The organism is Arthrobacter sulfonylureivorans (assembly GCF_047607445.1).
Taxonomy (GTDB): Bacteria; Actinomycetota; Actinomycetes; order Actinomycetales; family Micrococcaceae; genus Crystallibacter; species Crystallibacter sulfonylureivorans_A.
In genome coordinates this window covers 25,684-42,103 of sequence record NZ_JBLKRT010000001.1, presented here as the reverse complement: position 1 = coordinate 42,103, position 16,420 = coordinate 25,684, and the positions used below count along the sequence as shown (strand labels likewise).

Genomic DNA, 16,420 nt, shown 5'->3' with positions numbered 1-16,420 from the left:
CCGCTCCCCCATGCTCCCGCCGGCCGTGAGGCCACGGAGGAATGCAGCCAGTAGCCGCTAGCTGCACCACATCCGGGATGAGCCGCCTTCGGCTGCCCCGGTTAGTTGAAAGGAACGCACGCAGATGCGTAAAGCACTAACCCTCATTGGTACCGGCCTGGCCGCGGCCTTGGCGCTGACGGCTTGCGGTGGCTCAGATTCCACCCCCAGCGCCGATGCCACGCTGGACCCGGCCAATCCCACGACCATCTCGGTCGGAGCCACCCCGGTTCCGCAGGGCCGGATCCTGCAGTTCGTGGACGAGAACCTGGCCAAGGATGCCGGCATCGACCTGGATATCAAGGAATTCACCGATTACCAGACCCCGAACATCGCCCTGAACGATGGCTCGCTGGATGCCAACTACTACCAGCACCTGGCCTTCCTCGAGCAGCAGGTGGCCGACAAGGGCTACGACTTCGAACACGGCGAAGGCATCCACATTGAGCCGTACGCCGGGTTCTCCTCCAAGCACAAGACTGTCGACGAGATCCCCGACGGCGCAACCATTGCCGTCACCAATGATCCGGCCAACCAGCCGCGGGCACTGAAGCTGCTCGAAGCCGAGGGCCTGCTGACCGGCATCGAGGACGATTCGGCGGCGCTGACGCTGACCGACGAGCAGAACCCCAAGGGACTGAAGTTCGAGGAGAACCAGCCCGAAATCCTGGTCCAGCTGATCGATGATCCGAAGGTCGACTTGGCCATCATCAACGGCAACTTCATCCTGGATGCCGGCCTGAAGACGGAGGATGCGGTCATCGTGGAATCCGCCGAGAACAACCCCTATGCCAACTTCCTGGTATGGAAGGCCGGCGACGAGAACCCCGCCGTCGCCAAGCTCGACGAACTGCTGCACAGCCCGGATGTGAAGAAGTTCATCGAGGAGACCTGGCCCAACGGCGACGTGTTCCCCGCTTTCTAATCCCCGTCCTGGGTCGCTGACTTCAGCGTCCGCAACGGAAACATGAGGTCCCCGGAAGCTTCCGCTTCCGGGGACCTCATGTTCTTGGTCAGCGTATCGCTGGCTGGCGGCGCTGCCGGACCGGTGCAGGCGGCTCGCCGGAGTTCCGTCCCGTCATCACCTGGATGACCACCCAGGACACCGCCGTCACCGGTACCGCCAGGACCGCACCGATGATGCCGCCCAGGATGGTCCCTGCGGTCAGTGCCAGCAGGATCACCAGGGAATGCAGGCTCACGGAGCGCCCCATCACCACCGGCTGCAGGAAGTTGCCTTCCAATTGCTGCACCACAATCACGACGGCGACCACCACCAGGGCGGCGACCGGCCCGTTGGCCACCAGCGCAACCAGGGTTGCCAGGACGCCGGCCACGGTGGCGCCGACGATCGGGATGAAGCCGCCGATGAAGATCAGCACCGACAGTGGCAGCGCCAGCGGCACCTGCAGGATGAACAGGGCCAGGCCGATGAAGAAAGCGTCGACAGCGGCTACGGTAGCGGTGCCCCGCACGTAGCTGCCCAGCACGTCCACGGCACGGGTTCCGGCTTCTTCCAGCTTGGGACGGCGGGCCGCCGGGAACCAGCTGAGCAGGAAGCTCCAGATCCGCGGGCCGTCTTTCAGGAAGAAGAACAGGATGACGGCCATCAGGACGGCGCCGGTGATGATTTCCGCCGCCATCGACAACCCGCTGAGTGCGCTGCGTCCGGCGGCGGCGCTGGTCAGGAAGTCCACCACCGAGGCCAGTCCTTCGTCGATCTGCTCCTGGCTCAACGGCAGCGGGAAATTGACCATCAGCTCCTGCAGCTGCAGCCAGCCCTCGCTGGCGGAGCGGACCAGTTCATCCGATTCGCTGCGGACCGCGAAGACGATTCCGGTCACTACTCCGCCGAGTACTGCGAGGATGCCGAGGAACGCCGTGGCCGTCGCCAGCGCCGGTGACCATCCCCAGCGGCGGAGCAGCCCGACCACCGGACTCACGGCAGCGGCCAAGATCAGGGCAATCAAGAAGGGGATCACCAGCAGCCGCAGTTGCAGCAGCCCGTAAATCACCACCACGGCCAGCGCCAGCGCCAACAGCAGCTGGGCCGAACGGGTGGCGGTACGGCCCAAATGGTCCGACCACATGGTCCGCGGCGGTACGTGATGCGCCACCTCCGGCATGGTGCGTGCACCGCCGTCGTGCTTTTCCTGCATTTGCCTGCGCCTGGACAACAGGCCCATCAGCACTCCCCTGGTTAGACGTTTTGGCAGCCTGCCCAAAGGGGGCCGGCCTCTGCACCAGTCTGCCATGCCGATCGGCGGCCCGGGCACGCCGCAGGAGGGTCCGGCGCGCTCCAGCGCCGGACCCAAACCGGTTACTAGGCCATCGGTTCGGCTGCCGCGGCGGCGCGTGCGGCAGCCGGCAGGGCCGCGAAGATCTTGTCCATCGCGGCGTCGTCATGCGCGGCGGACAAGAACCAGGCTTCGAAGACCGACGGCGGCAGGTAGACGCCGGCGTCGAGCATTGAGTGGAAGAACGGCGCGTAGCGGAACGCCTCTTGGGCCTGTGCGTCGGCGTAGTTGCGCACGCCGTGGGCCGAGGTGCCGAAGGCCACGCTGAACAGGTTCCCGGCTGTCTGGATGCTGTGGTCCACACCGGCCTCGGACAAGGCAGCGGACAGCGCGCCCTGCAGTTCACGCGAGCGGGAGTCGATAGCCGTGTAGACGTCCTGCGTTGCGGCGGTCAGGGTCGCGACGCCGGCCGCCATGGCGATCGGGTTGCCGGAGAGCGTGCCGGCTTGGTAAACCGGGCCCACCGGGGCCAGGTAGTCCATCACGTCCGCCCGGCCGCCCAAGGCTGCGACGGGCATGCCGCCGCCGATCACCTTGCCGAAGGTCAGCAGGTCGGGCACGAAGGGATCGGTGGCGCCCTCGGCGCCCCCGGTCAGCCCCCAGTAGCCGGCATAGCCGGTGCGGAACCCGGTCAGCACCTCGTCCAGGATCAGCAGCGCCCCGTGTTCGCGGGTGATCCGGGACAGGGCCGCGTTGAAGCCGTCGCCCGGCGTGACCACGCCCATGTTGGCAGGTGCCGCCTCGGTGATGACCGCGGCGATCTGGCTGCCGCGGGCGGCGAAGACCTCTTCCACGGCGCTGATGTCGTTGTACGGCAACACCAGCGTCTCGGCAGCCGTCGCCTCGGTGACACCGGCCGAACCGGGCAGCGCCAGCGTGGCGACTCCGGAACCCGCGGCGGCCAATAGTCCGTCCAGGTGGCCGTGGTAGCAGCCGGCGAACTTCACAATCAGGTTGCGACCGGTATAGCCGCGGGCCAGACGCACCGCGGTCATGGTTGCCTCAGTGCCGGTGGAGACCATCCGCAGCCGTTCGACGGCGGAGACCCGGCCGACCACCAACGCGGCCAGCTCGGACTCGGCCGGCGTCGACGCCCCAAAGGACAGGCCGCGGTCCACTGCGGAGTGCACGGCTTCCAGCACACCCGGGTGGGCGTGGCCCAGCAGGGCCGGCCCCCACGAGCAGACCAGGTCCACATACTCACGGCCATCGGCGTCGGTGAGGTAGGCGCCCTTGCCGCTGACCATCATGCGCGGGGTTCCGCCGACCGAGCCGAAGGCCCGCACCGGCGAGTTCACGCCGCCGGGCATCAGTTGGCGGGCACGTTCGAAGAGTTCCTCGGAGCGGACGGCTTCAGTCATGGTCATGGTTCCTTTTCTCACAGCTTTCAGTCCGCTGCGGACGGGGTGTGGTGTCCGCAGCAAGCAGGGCGTCGGGGTGGCTACTTCAGCCAGCGGGCCAGTTCCGGGGCCCAGTAGGTCAGCACCATATCGGCACCGGCGCGGCGGATGCCGAGGACCGATTCAAGGATGGCTGCCTTCCGGTCGATCCAGCCGTTGGCGGCGGCCGCCTCGATCATCGCGTACTCGCCGGAGATCTGGTAGGCAGCCACCGGGACCGGGGACGTTTCCGCCACGTCGGACAGCACGTCCAGGTAGCTCATCGCCGGTTTGACCATGATCATGTCGGCGCCCTCGGCCAGATCCAGCTCCACTTCGCGGATGGCCTCCCGCCGGTTGGCGGCATCCATCTGGTAGGTCCGCCGGTCTCCGGTCAGCTGTGAATCCACCGCTTCGCGGAACGGACCATAGAAGGCCGAGGCATATTTGGCGGCGTAGGCCAGAATCGCGGTGTCCTGGTATCCGGCCTCGTCCAGCGCCTGGCGAATCACAGCCACCTGGCCGTCCATCATGCCGGAAGGACCCAGCACATCGGCTCCCGACGCCGCCTGGACCACCGCCATCTGAGCGTAGATCGGCAGCGTGGCGTCGTTGTCCACCGTGCCGTCCTCGGCCAGGACGCCACAGTGCCCGTGGTCTGTGAATTCGTCCAGGCACACGTCGCCCATCACCACCAGGTCGTGGCCGACCTCGGCCTTCACATCGGCCAGGGCGCGGTTCAGGACGCCGTTTGGGTCCACGCCCGCGCTGCCGACGGCATCGCGTACCTCCGGAATACCAAAGAGCATGATGCCGCCCAGCCCCAGTTCCACGGCCTCGGCGGCCGCCCGCTTGAGCGAGTCCGTGGTGTGCTGGACCACGCCCGGCATGGACTGCAGCGGCACCGGTTCGTTGATGCCTTCGCGGATGAACGCGGGCAGGATCAACTGGTTCGGATGGGTCCGGACCTCCGCGGTCATCCGGCGAATCGCTTCGGTGGCCCGCAGTCGACGGGGCCGGTGATAGGGGAAGCTCATGGCGTTCCTTCCGTTTCGGTGGGCTGGTGCCCCAGCGATTGTGCGAGCGCGTCGGCAATGCCCGACGGCGTCGGTTCGGCAGCCGTGGCCGCGATCTCCAGCCCCAGCTCGGCCGCCTGCCGTGCCGAGCTGGCACCGATGGCGATCAGCCGGACGCCGGACGGCCAGGGGTCAAGCAGACCGGACAGCCGCCGCGTCACGCTGGGCGAGGTCAGGATGACGGCATCGACACCGCCGTCGAGCGCGCGGCTGCGGAAATCGGCAACCGTGATCAGCTCCAGGCCGTCGACCCGCTCGAGCGAGGCGATCTCCAGCGCCGCCGTCAGCCGGAGCTCGGGCCGGGCGGGATAGTCCACGGTCCGGTAGGCGGTCACGGGCAGCACCTGCCAGCCTTTCGCCATCAGGCCCTCGAACACCGTGGGGGCGGCGATGTCCGCCTGCGGCAGCAACACCATCATCCGCTCCGTCGAGCGGCTTCCGCCTTCGGGCGGCAGCGGCCAAGCATCCACCAGGCCGACGGCGTCCATGCTGCCGGACGGAACCAGGTCCACCGAGAGTCCTTCTGCTTCCAGCGCCCTGGCGCTCGGCGTACCGACGGCGGCAACCTTGGTGTCGCCGACCAGGGCGGCCAGGCTGGTTCCGCGGTCCAGTGCGCAGGCTTTCAGCGCCCGCACCGTGGTGATGCTGGTGATCACCAGCCAGTCCACCTTGTGCTGGGCCAGCAGCGTGAGCGCTTCATCCAGTTCGCCGGGATTGTCGGTCCGCTCAAAGTCGATCAGCGGCATGACGCTGGCCGAGGCGCCGCGCCGCCGCAGTTCGGCAGCCATCCCGGCTGCACGGTCCGGGGTGCGCGGCAAGACCACCCGCAGCCCGGCGAGCTGGTTTTCCGGCGCTCCGCGCTGCCGCAGCAACGCCATGGTCAGCGGCCAGCCTGGCTCATCAGGTCGCCGGCGCCCCTGCCCAGCAGCTCTTCAGCCAGTCGGGCCCCCAGCGCCACAGCGTCCTCGGAGCCGGCGGCCTGTACCTGCTGCTCGCCGTGCAGCAGCCGGCTGCCGTCGGGGCTGCAGACCACTGCCTTGAGCACCAGGCTGCCGCCCTCGACCCGTGCCAGCGCGCCCACTGGAGCGCTGCAGCCGGCTTCCAGACGCGCCAGCAGCGAGCGCTCGGCAGTCACGGCCAGGCGGCTTTCCGCGTCGTCGTAGTCGGCCAGCGCGCCCGCCAGCGCGGTCCCGGCTGCGGCATCGGCCACCCTGCATTCCACCGCCAGGGCTCCCTGCCCGGGAGCGGGCAGCATGACCGACGGGTCCAGCAGTTCAGTGACATGCTCGGTCCGGCCCAGGCGCGCCAGTCCGGCGGCGGCGAGCACGACGGCATCAAGATCGGCGTGCTTCCCTTCCACCCTCGGCTCACCGGTCAGTCCCTTGACCCGTCCCAGCCGGGTGTCCACGTTGCCGCGGATGTCCACCACGTCCAGATCCGGACGGGCGGCGCGCAGCTGGGCGGCCCGGCGCGGCGAACCCGTGCCCACCTTGGCCCCGGCCGGCAGTTCGGCAAGGGTCAGGCCGTCGCGGGCGCACAGCGCGTCCCGGACGTCCACCCGCACCGGAATGGCTGCGATCTGCAGCCCCTCCGCGACGCCGGTGGGCAGGTCCTTCAGCGAGTGCACGGCCACGTCGCAGCGGTCGTCCAACAAGGCCTCGCGCAGCGCGGCGACGAACACACCGGTGCCGCCGATCTGCGCCAAGGAACCCTTGAGCACATCGCCCTCGGTCTTGATCCGGACCAGTTCGTACTGCAGCGCTCCGCCGGCGGCCAGGGCCTCGGCCACCGTAGTGGTCTGGGTGACGGCCAGGGCGCTGGCCCGGGTGCCCACGCGGACGGTCACGGTCATGGCTGCGCCACCCCGACGGTCGAATCCATCCCGGCAACGGTCGGCTTCTCGCCGCGGCGGTTGGCGCAGCAGCCGGGCATGCAGACATCCATCCACGGGCCCAACGCGGTCAGCGCGGGGCGCTCCGCCTGATGCCGGTCCAGCGTCCGTTCGCAGACGAGGTCCACCAAACCCTCGACGAATTTTTGGTGCACGCCGGGCGTGGGGATGCGGGCGGCGGCCAGGCCGAGGGTGCGGCATGTTTCCAGCGCCTCGGTGTCCAGGTCCCAGACCACCTCCATGTGGTCGCTGACAAAGCCCAGCGGCACGATGACCACGCCCTTGACGCCTTGCGCCGGCAGTTCCTCGATGGCGTCGTTAATGTCCGGTTCCAGCCACGGCACGTGCGGCGCGCCGGAGCGGGACTGGTAGACCAGCGACCAATCGACGCCGGCAGCTTCCGGCACCCGTTCGAGCACCGCGCGGGCGGTGGCCAGGTGCTGTGCCACGTAGGCGCTGCCGCCCTCGTACTCCACACCGCGCGGGCCGGCGTTCTCGGCGTCCCCGATCGGAATGGAGTGGGTGGCGAACAGGATGTGGATCGGAGCGTCCGCAGCCCCTTGCGCGGCCAGGTCGGCACGGACCCTGTTCAGGCCGTCGGCGAGTCCTTCCACGAAGGGCTCCACGAAGCCCGGGTGGTCGAAGTACTGGCGGACCTTGTCCACTTCCAGTTTTCCGGCCAGCCCGGTCTCCACCAGTGCCATGCCGAAGTCCTCGCGGTACTGGCGGCAGCTGGAATAGCCGGCGTAGGCGCTGGTGCTCACGGCGAGCACCCGGCGGTGGCCGGCAGCATAGGCTTCCTTGAACACGTCGGTGATGTAGGGATCCCAGTTCCGGTTTCCCCAGAGCACCGGGAGGTTGATGCCGCGGCGGGCCAGCTCTGCTTCCAGGGCGGATTTCAGCGCACGGTTCTGCGCGTTGATCGGGCTGATGCCGCCGTTGGCCCGGTAGTGGGTGGCGACTTCCTCGAGCCGTTCGTCGGGGATGCCTCGGCCGCTGGTGACGTTGCGCAGGAACGGAATGACATCGTCCTGGCCCTCGGGTCCGCCGAAGGAGGCCAGCAGCAGCGCGTCGTACTTCTTCGGCTGCATCGTCCCGTCCGGGGCCACGCCGGCCCGCGGGTCGAAGGACTGTTCGGTTGGCTGGCTCACCGCAGCACCTCGGCGATTTCGGCGGTGCTGATGCGCTTCCCGGTGTAGAACGGGATCTCTTCGCGCACGTGGTTGCGGGCGTCGGTGTAGCGCAGGTGGCGCATCAGGTCCACCAGGTCGATCAGCTCGGGAGCTTCCAGGCCCAGGATCCATTCCCAGTCCCCCAGGGCGAACGAGGCCACGGTGTTGGCGAGCACCTGCGGGTAGTCACGGCCCAGCATGCCGTGGTCGCGCAGCATCTTGCCGCGCTCTTCGGCGGGCAGCAGGTACCACTCGTAGGAGCGTACGAACGGGTAGACGCAGAGCCAGGCTTCCGGCTCCTTGCCCAGCGAGAAGGCCGGCGCATGGTTCTTGCTGAACTCGGCGTCGCGATGCACACCCATGGCGGACCAGACCAGCTCGGTGGCGGCGAACAGCCCGGTGCGGCGGATGGCGCGCACGGCGGCCTGGAGCTCGTCCGGCTGCGGTCCGTGCAGCCAGATCATCACGTCGGCATCTTCGCGCATGGCGGAAACATCGTAGGCGCCGCGCAGCGTCACTTTGCGGCCGGCCAGTTCTGCAACCGTGTCATCGAACGCTGCTACAGCGGACGGATCCGCCGGCGCACCGGTGCGCTTGAAAACCGTCCAGAGGGTGTAGAACAGCTCCTCGTCGGTGCCGCCGGAGGCGGGGGTTGCTGACTCTGACTTTGCCGATTCGCTCATGCTTACCAGTCTGCCTTCTGCATCGTAATTAATCGAAAACTTTGCTTCTACACATTGTAGAAGATCAATCTGCGGGTTGCAGCCGGGCGGCGAGCTCCCGCGCGCGGCGGCGTGCGTCGCCCACCACGGCCACCAAACCGGTGCCGGCAAGCCAAGCGCCGGTCGCATCAATGCCCGCCTGGGAGGCCAGTTCGCGGCGCACGGCAGCCACCCGGTCGCGGTGTCCCAGCGTCGCGGACGGCAGCGCTCCGACCCAGCGGACCACCTTCCAGCCCACCACGTCGTCGTCCCCGATGCCCACGCCCATCAGCGAGGTGGCATCCGCCAGCGCCTGCCGGTAGAGCGCGTCGTCGTTCCAGCCGGTAAAGTCCTCGGCTCCCTGCTGCCCCACCGCGCGTCCGTAAGAAAGCCGCAGCACATGGCTGCCCGGGCCGGCCTCGTCCGCCAGCCACGGCCACTTCGCAGTGGCATGGGTGAGGGCCTTCGCCTTGATCTCCCGCACCGAGGGCGCCACCAGCAGACCGGTGCCGCGCGGCATCGCGTCCAGCTCCGGCAGATCCACCACCAGAGTCACCAGAGCCACCGCAGGGCCGGCTTCGGGTTCCAGTCCGGCCAGCGCCGGCATCGGGCCTGCCAGCAGCCGGACCGCGGCACCGCCGTCGGCGGCCATCATCACCGCGTCCGCCGTGAAGGTGCCCGCTTCAGACTCCACCAGCCACCCGTCGTCGTGCTTGCTGACCGCAGTGGCCGCCGCCCCCGCATGCAGGGAAACGTGGCGGGTCTTCAGGTCGGCCAGCAGCGCTTCGGTCAGCCGCCCCATTCCGCCGGCGATGCCTGCCACATTGGATCCGGCCGGGGCGGCCTTGCGGATGGCGCCCACGGCAGCAGTCAGCGAACCGTGCGAGGCCACCGAAGCGCGCAGCCCCGGCATCACCGAATCCACTTCGAGCACATCGGGATCCGCCGAGTAAACGCCGCCGACCACCGGTGCCACCAGTTTCTGGAGCACGGCATCGCCCATCCGGGTTCGCACCAGTTCGCCCAGACTTAGCTGCTCGCGGCGCAGCAGCGATCCCAGCGGCATGACCTTGTCGCCGGAGGCACGCAGCGCTGCCCGGCGGCCGATGGCCCGGACCACGTCCGGATCCGCCAGATCCGCCGGGATGCCGAGCACACCCGTCTTGGGCAGCCGCTGCGCGCCCTCCGGCAGCTGGATCCAGGCCCCGGCGGGGTTCGGCTGCACCAGGTCGGCGCCCAGCCCCAGTTCGGCGACCAGGTCGGAGACCACGCTGGAGCGGGTGGCGAAGGACTCTGCGCCGGCGTCGAGCGTCAGCCCGCCAAGTTCGTGCCGCGTCACGCAGCCGCCGAAGCCGGCGCTGCGTTCCAGGACCGTCACCTCGACGCCGGCCAGGGCCAGCTCGCGGGCGGACACCAGACCGGCTATGCCGCCACCGATGACGACGGCGGTGCTCGGCCTGGGCTTGCGCCCGCCCTGCCGGTCGGAGCGCCGGGAGGCGTGCTGCGGGACGGGGTGCTGCATGGTTACGGGGCCACCGAATGGATCAGTTCGACCACGCGGGTCAATACCGTCGGGTCGGTCTCCGGCGGCACCCCGTGGCCCAGGTTGACCACGTGGCCGGGTGCGGCACTGCCGGCGGCCAGCACATCGCGGATATGCGCCTCGAGCACCTCCCAGGGCGCCGACAGCAGCGCGGGATCGATATTGCCCTGCAGCGGCGTGCGGCCGCCCAACCGGCGGTTCGCCTCGTCCAGCGGCAGCCGGTAGTCAACGCCGATCACATTGGCACCAACGTCGCGCATGGCGACAAGCAGCTCGGAGGTGCCGGTGCCGAAGTGGACCAGCGGGACGTCCAGATCGCGGACATGGTCCAGGGCGCGGGTCGACGCCGGGGCCACCCGCCGCCGGTAGTCCGCCAGCGAGAGCGAACCGGCCCAGGAATCGAACAGCTGCCCGGCGCTGGCGCCGGCTTCGAGCTGGGCGCGCAGGAATTTGCCGGACGCGTCAGCGGCCCAGGCGGCCAGCGCGTTCCAGGTCTCCGGATCTGAATGCATCATGGTGCGCGGGCCCAAATGGTCGCGGGACGGCCGGCCCTCCACCATGTATGCCGCGAGCGTAAACGGTGCGCCGGCGAACCCGATCAGCGGCTTCTTGCCGAGCTCCGCCACGGTCAGCCGGACGGCTTCCCGGATCGGCTCCAGCGCCTCGTCCGTCAGCTCCGGCAACGCGGCCACGTCGGCGGCGGTGCGGACCGGAGCACCCAGGACCGGCCCCACACCGGGGACGATGTCCACATCAACCCCGGCCAGCTTCAGGGGGATGACAATATCGGAGAAGAAGATTCCGGCATCCACGTCGTGGCGCCGCACCGGCTGAAGCGTGATCTCGGAGGCCAGCTCCGGCTTGAGGCAGGCATCCAGCATGGCGATGCCCTGGCGTGCTTCCCGGTACTCGGGCAGTGACCGGCCGGCCTGCCGCATGAACCAGACAGGACGGCGGCCGGGCTTGCCTCCGCGGTAGGCAGTGATCAGGTCGGAGTCAGCGGTACGCCCGTCCACCAAGGGATGGGAAGCATTCAGTGTCATGACATAGATTCTCATCCAGTGGCCACACTTCTGGCCAACCGGGCGGCGCGCTTCCAGCCGCAACGCCGCTCCCCCGCAGGCCGAAGTGGGCAATCTCACCGCCGCGGACGGAGCGGAAGGCAGGTTAACACAGGGTTAATGGGCGAAGCTTGAATGAGCTGAGGCTTCCTTCCCGCTAAGATAGAGGCGCTGTGGTCTTACTTTCACTCGTTGCAACCCATTCCAAGGTCGATCTGGAAACGGTGGCCCGCCTGAGCGCCGGCACCTCCCGGATCGATACAGGCGTGCTCGCAGACGGGTCCCCGGTCTCCGGCGCCGTCGTCCTGGCCACCTGCAACCGGGTGGAGGTGTACTGCGAGGCCGAGAACGAATCCGACCTGGAATCCGCCCGCGCCGCCCTCATCGAACAGATCAGCCGCAGCTCGGGCCTGGACGAATCGCTGGTCGCCGACTCCTTCGATCTGAATACCGGCGAAGATGTTGCCCGTCACTTGTTCGCCGTCGGGGCCGGCCTTGATTCCGCAGTGGTCGGCGAACGCGAGGTGGCCGGCCAGGTGCGCCGGGCGCTGATCGAAGCCCAGGAGAAGGGCACGGCCAGCGGCGGGCTGGTCCGCTTGTTCCAGACCGCCTCCCGTACCGCCAAGGATGTCGGCACGCAGACCGCCCTCGGCGGACGCGGGCTCTCGATCGTTTCCGTCGCCCTCGACTTGGCCACCGACCTGGCGGCCGACAAGGACTGGTCGGGCAAGCGGGTTGTCCTCTTCGGCACCGGCGCGTATGCCGGAGCCACCATGGCGCTGCTGCGCGAGCGCGGCTGCACCCAGATCAGCGTCTATTCCTCGTCCGGACGCGCCGAGACGTTCACCGAAACCCGGGGCGGCGAGCCGCTGACCCGTGCCGCGCTGGGCCCGGCCATTGCCGCCGCCGACGTGGTCATCGGATGCAGCGGCGGCGACAACCAGGTCAGCGCCGAGCGCGTGGCCGAGGTGCGCACCGGCGTCGACAAGCCGCTGACCATCATCGACCTGGCGCTGAGCCACGACTTCGACCCTGCCGTTGGCGGGCTCGAGGGCGTGGAACTGATCACGCTGGAATCCGTGCGCATGGCCGCCCCCGAGGAACAGGCCGAATCGGTCCAGCAGGCCGCGGAGATCGTGGCCACCGCGGCCCGCAGCTTCGAAGCCAGCCAGCAGGCGCGCAGCGTGGACACGGCCATCGTGGCACTGCGCAAGCACACCATGCAGGTGCTGGAGAACGAACTGGAAAAGGTGCGTTCCCAGCACGGCTGCACCGGCCCAGCCCAGGAAGTCGAATTCGCCATGCGCCGCATGGTCAAACAGCTGCTGCACCTGCCCACCGTGCGGGCGCGCGAGCTGGCCGCCAACGGCGAACAGGACCGCTACTTTGCCGCGCTCGAAGCGCTGTACGGCATCACGGTGGAGGAACCGGCGCTGCCGGCAGCCGCGGATGCCGCCTCGTGCCCGGTGGCAGTGGTGCGCGACGACGACGCAGCCACCGCCTGATCCGCCGCCTCCGGAGCAACGGCGGTTGGCCCGCTACAGACGGGCGTTGCCTCAGTACACAGGCTTGGCTGGCTCCACGTCCCTGACCCACGCCAGGATTCCGCCGTCGAGGTGGGACACCCGGGTGTAGCCCTGCGCCAGCAGGCTCTCCAATACCTCGGATGAGCGCACTCCCGACTTGCAGTGGAACACCAGGTCTTGCTCCCGCGGCAGGTCACCGATGGCCTCGCCGGACAGGATCCGGCCCTTCGGGATGAGAACCGCACCCGGAATGCTGACCACCTCGTATTCGCCGGACTCCCGGACATCAATCAGCTGGAAATCCCGCGTGCCGGCCTCGCGGTCGGCCAACATGCGGGAGAGCGTGCGGGCGTCTACGGCGTGGTCAGAGTCCACCGTCCGCACCGGGGCCACGCCGCAAAAGGCCTCGTAGTCGACCAGTCGGGTGATCGGCTCGGCGTCCGGATCCTTGCGCACTTTAAGCTCACGCCAACTCATCTGGAGCGCGTTGAAGATCAGCACCCGGCCCAGCAGGGTCTGCCCGATACCGGTGATCAGCTTGATCGCCTCATTCACCATCACCGACCCGATCTGGGCGCACAGCACGCCCAACACGCCGCCCTCGGCACAGGACGGCACCGAGCCGGGCGGGGGCGCCTCCGGGTAGAGATCCCGGTAGTTCGGGCCGTAGGCATCCCAGAAGACGCTGACCTGTCCGTCGAATCTCAGGATGGAGCCCCACACGTACGGTTTCCCCAGCAGCGCGGCGGCGTCGTTGACCAGATACCGGGTGGCGAAGTTGTCCGTGCCGTCCAGGATCACGTCGTACCCGGCGAAAATGTCCAGCGCGTTCCCGGAGTCCAGCCGCACTTCATGCAGCACCACGTCCACGCCGGGGTTCAACGCCAGAATGCTGTCCCGCGCCGAGGCCGCCTTACTGCGCCCCAGGTCGGCCACGGTGTGGATGACCTGGCGCTGCAGGTTGCTGGCCTCGACGTCGTCGTCGTCCACAATCCCAATCCGGCCCACACCGGCCGCGGCCAAATACAGCATGGCCGGCGAACCCAGGCCGCCGGCGCCGATCACCAGCACCTTGGCGTTCTTCAGCCGGAGCTGGCCAAGCATGCCGACTTCCGGAATGATCAAGTGCCGCGAGTAGCGTTCGGTCTCGTCCTTGGTGAGCGATGCCGCCGGCTCCACCAGCGGCGGCAGCTGCCCGGGTCCCTGGGTGGTCATTGTTCCAATCTACGCCGCTAAGCGGTTACTGATGCGTAAACTGGTCGGGACTGACACTTACTGTGGCGCCGCGATCCTGACCGGGCGCCGGAAGAGGCCGTGTATCGCCGTGACGACAGAACCCCGCCCCGCTGCCAGACCCACCCGCCTCCCGCGGGAGGAACGGCGGCGCCAGCTGCTGCAGGCAGCGCACGAGGTGTTTGTGGCCAACGGCTACCACGCGGCGGCGATGGACGAAATTGCCGACGCCGCCCACGTGAGCAAGCCGGTGCTCTACCAGCACTTCCCGGGCAAGCGCGAGCTGTACCTGGCGCTGCTGGACCATCACTTGGAATCGCTGAATGCCATGCTGATGGCGGCCCTGAATTCGACCACGGACAACAAACTGCGTGTGCACGCAACGATCCGGGCCTACTACCAGTTCATCGCGCAGGACAGCCAGGCCCACCGGCTGGTCTTTGAATCCGATTTGAACAACGACCCCGATGTCAGCTCCCGGCTGGAGGATTTCAACGCGCGGCTGGCCAGCGCCATCGCCGATGTCATCGCCGAGGACACCAAGCTGTCCGAGGTTGAGGCGACCCTGCTGGGGCGTGCCCTGGCCGGCATGGCGCAGATCAGCGCGCGGCACTGGTTGCGTGCCGGCGGCGACCTGGACCAGGACGCCGCCAGCGAACTGATCTACCGTTTAGCTTGGCGCGGAATTTCACGCTTCCCGAAGGAACCCTAGGATAGATTCGCCAGTAGGGAACCTACCCGCAAACAGCATTCAAGCAGGAGGCATCAGCGTGGAAGTCAAGATCGGCATGCAGAACGTCGGCCGTGAAATTGTGCTCGATTCGTCGCAGTCGCCGGACGAAGTGGCCGAGATTGCCAGCCGGGCCATGAACGGCGGTGCCGAGCTGCGCCTGACCGATGCCAAGGGGCGCCTGGTCATCATTCCGTCCAACGTGCTGGCCTACGTCGAAATCGGCGCTGAAGGTCCCCGTCCCGTCGGCTTCGGCGCGCTGTAGCCGTCATGGTGCCGCTGGTCCTGCTGGTGCTGGTAGCCGCCGCCGTGGGTTTCACGGTGTGGGCCGTCGACTCACGCCGGAGCGCTTATGGCGTGCTGCTGCTGCCCGGCATAGCGGTGGCATCGGCAGTACTGCTCTGGTTCATCCTGACGGCCGCGGGCCTGTCATCCGAGCCCGGCGTGCACTATTTGTCGTGGCTGCTGCCCATGGCGGTAGCCGTTCCCGCTGCGTCGGCGGGCGCCTGGTTGATCGGGCGCCGCCGCGTACAGCGGGACACCGAGCGCCTGACCGCCCTGCTGGGCTGAGCCAGGCTACCCGGGGTAGGCCTCCGGGTCCGCGTCTGCGGACAGCTTCCGCGCCAACACGCTGACGGCCGCTGCCGCGGACACGTCGCGTGTGGTGACCTCGGCGTCGGCGTCGTGCGAGGTGAACCGCAGGAACACTCTGTTGTACCGCCAGTCCAGGTCCGGATGGTGCTGCTGCTCCTCGGCGAGGTCGCCCACGGCGGCAATGAAATTCAGGGCCTCGCGCCCGTTGTCCAGCGTGAACACGCTGACCAGCGCTCCCCCTGCGTAGCGCCACTGCGGCAGTCCGCCCAGCTGCCGGTCGATCTCTTCGCTGCTCAGTACGTCCTTGGCACGTCCCACGTTGTCCTCCCGGTCTACTGCACGGCCAGGGACGGCCGCCCGGCACCGCCGCCCAAGCCAGCGCATGCTGTTGAGGGGCCGTCCTGACCGCCACCCTACCGGCGATACCTCCGGCTTTGAAGGGCTCCGCTCACGCGGTCAGGCCCAGATCGTTCATCCGCCGGGAGTGGTTCTGGGTGAGCTGGGCAAACAGCTCTTCGGTGGCCTTGGCCTGCCGGTCCGGATCCTGGCCGCGCATCAGCTCGCTCAGGACGGCACGCTCAATCCCGATCCGCTGCGCCTGGGTCAGCGCCTCGCCGACCAAGCGGCGCCCCCACAGGGCCAATCGCGAGGACAGCCGCGGATCGTCGGCGAGCACCTGCTTGAGCCGGGCTGCGATCATCGAAATCTGTTCGGTGTTTTCCTTGATCCGGGCCACCAACTTCTGCGTCTCGCTGTCGAGTGCTCCGGCGATGTGCAGGTAGAAGTCGCCCAACACGCCGTCGGTGACGTAGGCCTTCATCAAGGATTCGTACCAGTCGGCCGGCCGCGTCCGGTCATGGAAAGCATCGATCGAGGGCTGGAACGGGGCCATCGCGGTCTCGACGTCAACGCCGAGTTGCTCCAGCTGGGCGGCCACCGCCTCAAAATGTTCAAACTCGGTCACGGCAAGCCGCCCCACCGCAGCGCGGTCGTGCAAGGTGGGCGAAAAGCGTGCGTCGGAGGAGAACCGCTCGAAGGCGGACAATTCGCCGTAGGCCATGACGCCGTACAGATCGATCAGGAATTGCCGGCGGCGGTCGGAATCCTCTCCGGCCGCCGCGGGCACAGTGCTCTCGGTGCTCATGAATTCAAGGGTAGCGTCCCATTTCGCCGCGGCT

The 16,420-nt window shown here is 68.4% G+C and carries 17 protein-coding genes; 5 read left to right on the top strand and 12 right to left on the bottom strand.

Translation table 11 applies throughout. The features are described 5' to 3' along the window. The first annotated feature begins 124 nt into the window (after positions 1-124). Complete coding sequence (locus ACMX2H_RS00210) at positions 125-964, top strand: MetQ/NlpA family ABC transporter substrate-binding protein (RefSeq protein WP_414958408.1); 840 nt, start codon at positions 125-127, stop codon at positions 962-964. An 88-nt stretch (positions 965-1,052) separates the two neighbouring features. On the opposite strand, the gene ACMX2H_RS00205 is transcribed toward ACMX2H_RS00210, so the two are convergent. The 9 genes from ACMX2H_RS00205 to hemE all read right to left on the bottom strand — a co-directional run bounded on the left by ACMX2H_RS00205 (position 1,053) and on the right by hemE (position 11,141). Continuing rightward, positions 1,053-2,198, bottom strand: coding sequence for an AI-2E family transporter (locus ACMX2H_RS00205; protein ID WP_414958407.1), 1,146 nt, complete (start codon positions 2,196-2,198; stop codon positions 1,053-1,055). Between the two features lie 164 nt (positions 2,199-2,362). Then, on the bottom strand, positions 2,363-3,697 hold the full coding sequence (gene hemL, locus ACMX2H_RS00200; RefSeq protein WP_414958566.1) for a glutamate-1-semialdehyde 2,1-aminomutase: 1,335 nt from the start codon (positions 3,695-3,697) through the stop codon (positions 2,363-2,365). Between the two features lie 80 nt (positions 3,698-3,777). Then, complete coding sequence (hemB, locus tag ACMX2H_RS00195; RefSeq protein WP_414958406.1) at positions 3,778-4,752, bottom strand: porphobilinogen synthase; 975 nt, start codon at positions 4,750-4,752, stop codon at positions 3,778-3,780. Then, positions 4,749-5,669, bottom strand: a complete 921-nt coding sequence (locus ACMX2H_RS00190) for a uroporphyrinogen-III synthase (protein WP_414958405.1) — start codon at positions 5,667-5,669, stop codon at positions 4,749-4,751. The genes hemB and ACMX2H_RS00190 overlap by 4 nt, the downstream gene beginning before the upstream one ends. Positions 5,670-5,671: 2 nt before the next feature. Continuing rightward, positions 5,672-6,637 carry a hydroxymethylbilane synthase gene (gene hemC / locus ACMX2H_RS00185; protein ID WP_414958565.1) on the bottom strand — a complete coding sequence of 322 codons (966 nt, stop codon included), beginning with the start codon at positions 6,635-6,637 and terminating at the stop codon, positions 5,672-5,674. A 2-nt stretch (positions 6,638-6,639) separates the two neighbouring features. After that, entirely contained in the window at positions 6,640-7,773 is a 1,134-nt protein-coding gene (locus tag ACMX2H_RS00180; protein ID WP_414958564.1) for a ferrochelatase, read from the bottom strand. Positions 7,774-7,829: 56 nt separating this feature from the next. Next, positions 7,830-8,537, bottom strand: coding sequence for a hydrogen peroxide-dependent heme synthase (gene hemQ / locus ACMX2H_RS00175; RefSeq protein WP_136784700.1), 708 nt, complete (start codon positions 8,535-8,537; stop codon positions 7,830-7,832). Positions 8,538-8,601: 64 nt separating this feature from the next. Next, entirely contained in the window at positions 8,602-10,077 is a 1,476-nt protein-coding gene (gene hemG, locus ACMX2H_RS00170) for a protoporphyrinogen oxidase (RefSeq protein ID WP_414958404.1), read from the bottom strand. Positions 10,078-10,079: 2 nt separating this feature from the next. Then, positions 10,080-11,141, bottom strand: a complete 1,062-nt coding sequence (gene hemE / locus ACMX2H_RS00165; protein WP_414958403.1) for a uroporphyrinogen decarboxylase — start codon at positions 11,139-11,141, stop codon at positions 10,080-10,082. Positions 11,142-11,332: 191 nt separating this feature from the next. On the opposite strand from hemE, the gene ACMX2H_RS00160 reads away from it, so the two are divergent. Further along, positions 11,333-12,664: a glutamyl-tRNA reductase gene (locus ACMX2H_RS00160; RefSeq protein WP_414958402.1), complete on the top strand. Its 1,332-nt coding sequence runs from the start codon at positions 11,333-11,335 to the stop codon at positions 12,662-12,664. 51 nt (positions 12,665-12,715) lie between these two features. On the opposite strand, the gene moeB is transcribed toward ACMX2H_RS00160, so the two are convergent. Then, positions 12,716-13,900, bottom strand: coding sequence for a molybdopterin-synthase adenylyltransferase MoeB (moeB, locus tag ACMX2H_RS00155; protein WP_414958401.1), 1,185 nt, complete (start codon positions 13,898-13,900; stop codon positions 12,716-12,718). Between the two features lie 109 nt (positions 13,901-14,009). Here moeB and ACMX2H_RS00150 point away from each other — a divergent pair, with 109 nt between their 5' ends. Genes ACMX2H_RS00150 through ACMX2H_RS00140 form a run of 3 tightly spaced genes read left to right on the top strand, consistent with a single transcriptional unit; the run spans position 14,010 to position 15,218 of the window. Continuing rightward, positions 14,010-14,630, top strand: coding sequence for a TetR/AcrR family transcriptional regulator (locus ACMX2H_RS00150; protein ID WP_240691679.1), 621 nt, complete (start codon positions 14,010-14,012; stop codon positions 14,628-14,630). A 58-nt stretch (positions 14,631-14,688) separates the two neighbouring features. Further along, entirely contained in the window at positions 14,689-14,913 is a 225-nt protein-coding gene (locus ACMX2H_RS00145) for a DUF3107 domain-containing protein (RefSeq protein ID WP_136784705.1), read from the top strand. A gap of 5 nt (positions 14,914-14,918) precedes the next feature. Next, positions 14,919-15,218 (top strand): hypothetical protein, encoded by a 300-nt coding sequence (locus ACMX2H_RS00140; RefSeq protein WP_414958400.1) that lies wholly within the window; start codon positions 14,919-14,921, stop codon positions 15,216-15,218. A 6-nt stretch (positions 15,219-15,224) separates the two neighbouring features. Here the strand turns inward: ACMX2H_RS00140 and ACMX2H_RS00135 are convergent, their stop codons facing one another. Further along, positions 15,225-15,560, bottom strand: a complete 336-nt coding sequence (locus ACMX2H_RS00135; RefSeq protein ID WP_414958399.1) for a 4a-hydroxytetrahydrobiopterin dehydratase — start codon at positions 15,558-15,560, stop codon at positions 15,225-15,227. A gap of 130 nt (positions 15,561-15,690) precedes the next feature. Next, positions 15,691-16,386 carry a ferritin-like fold-containing protein gene (locus tag ACMX2H_RS00130; RefSeq protein WP_414958398.1) on the bottom strand — a complete coding sequence of 232 codons (696 nt, stop codon included), beginning with the start codon at positions 16,384-16,386 and terminating at the stop codon, positions 15,691-15,693. Positions 16,387-16,420 lie beyond the last annotated feature (34 nt).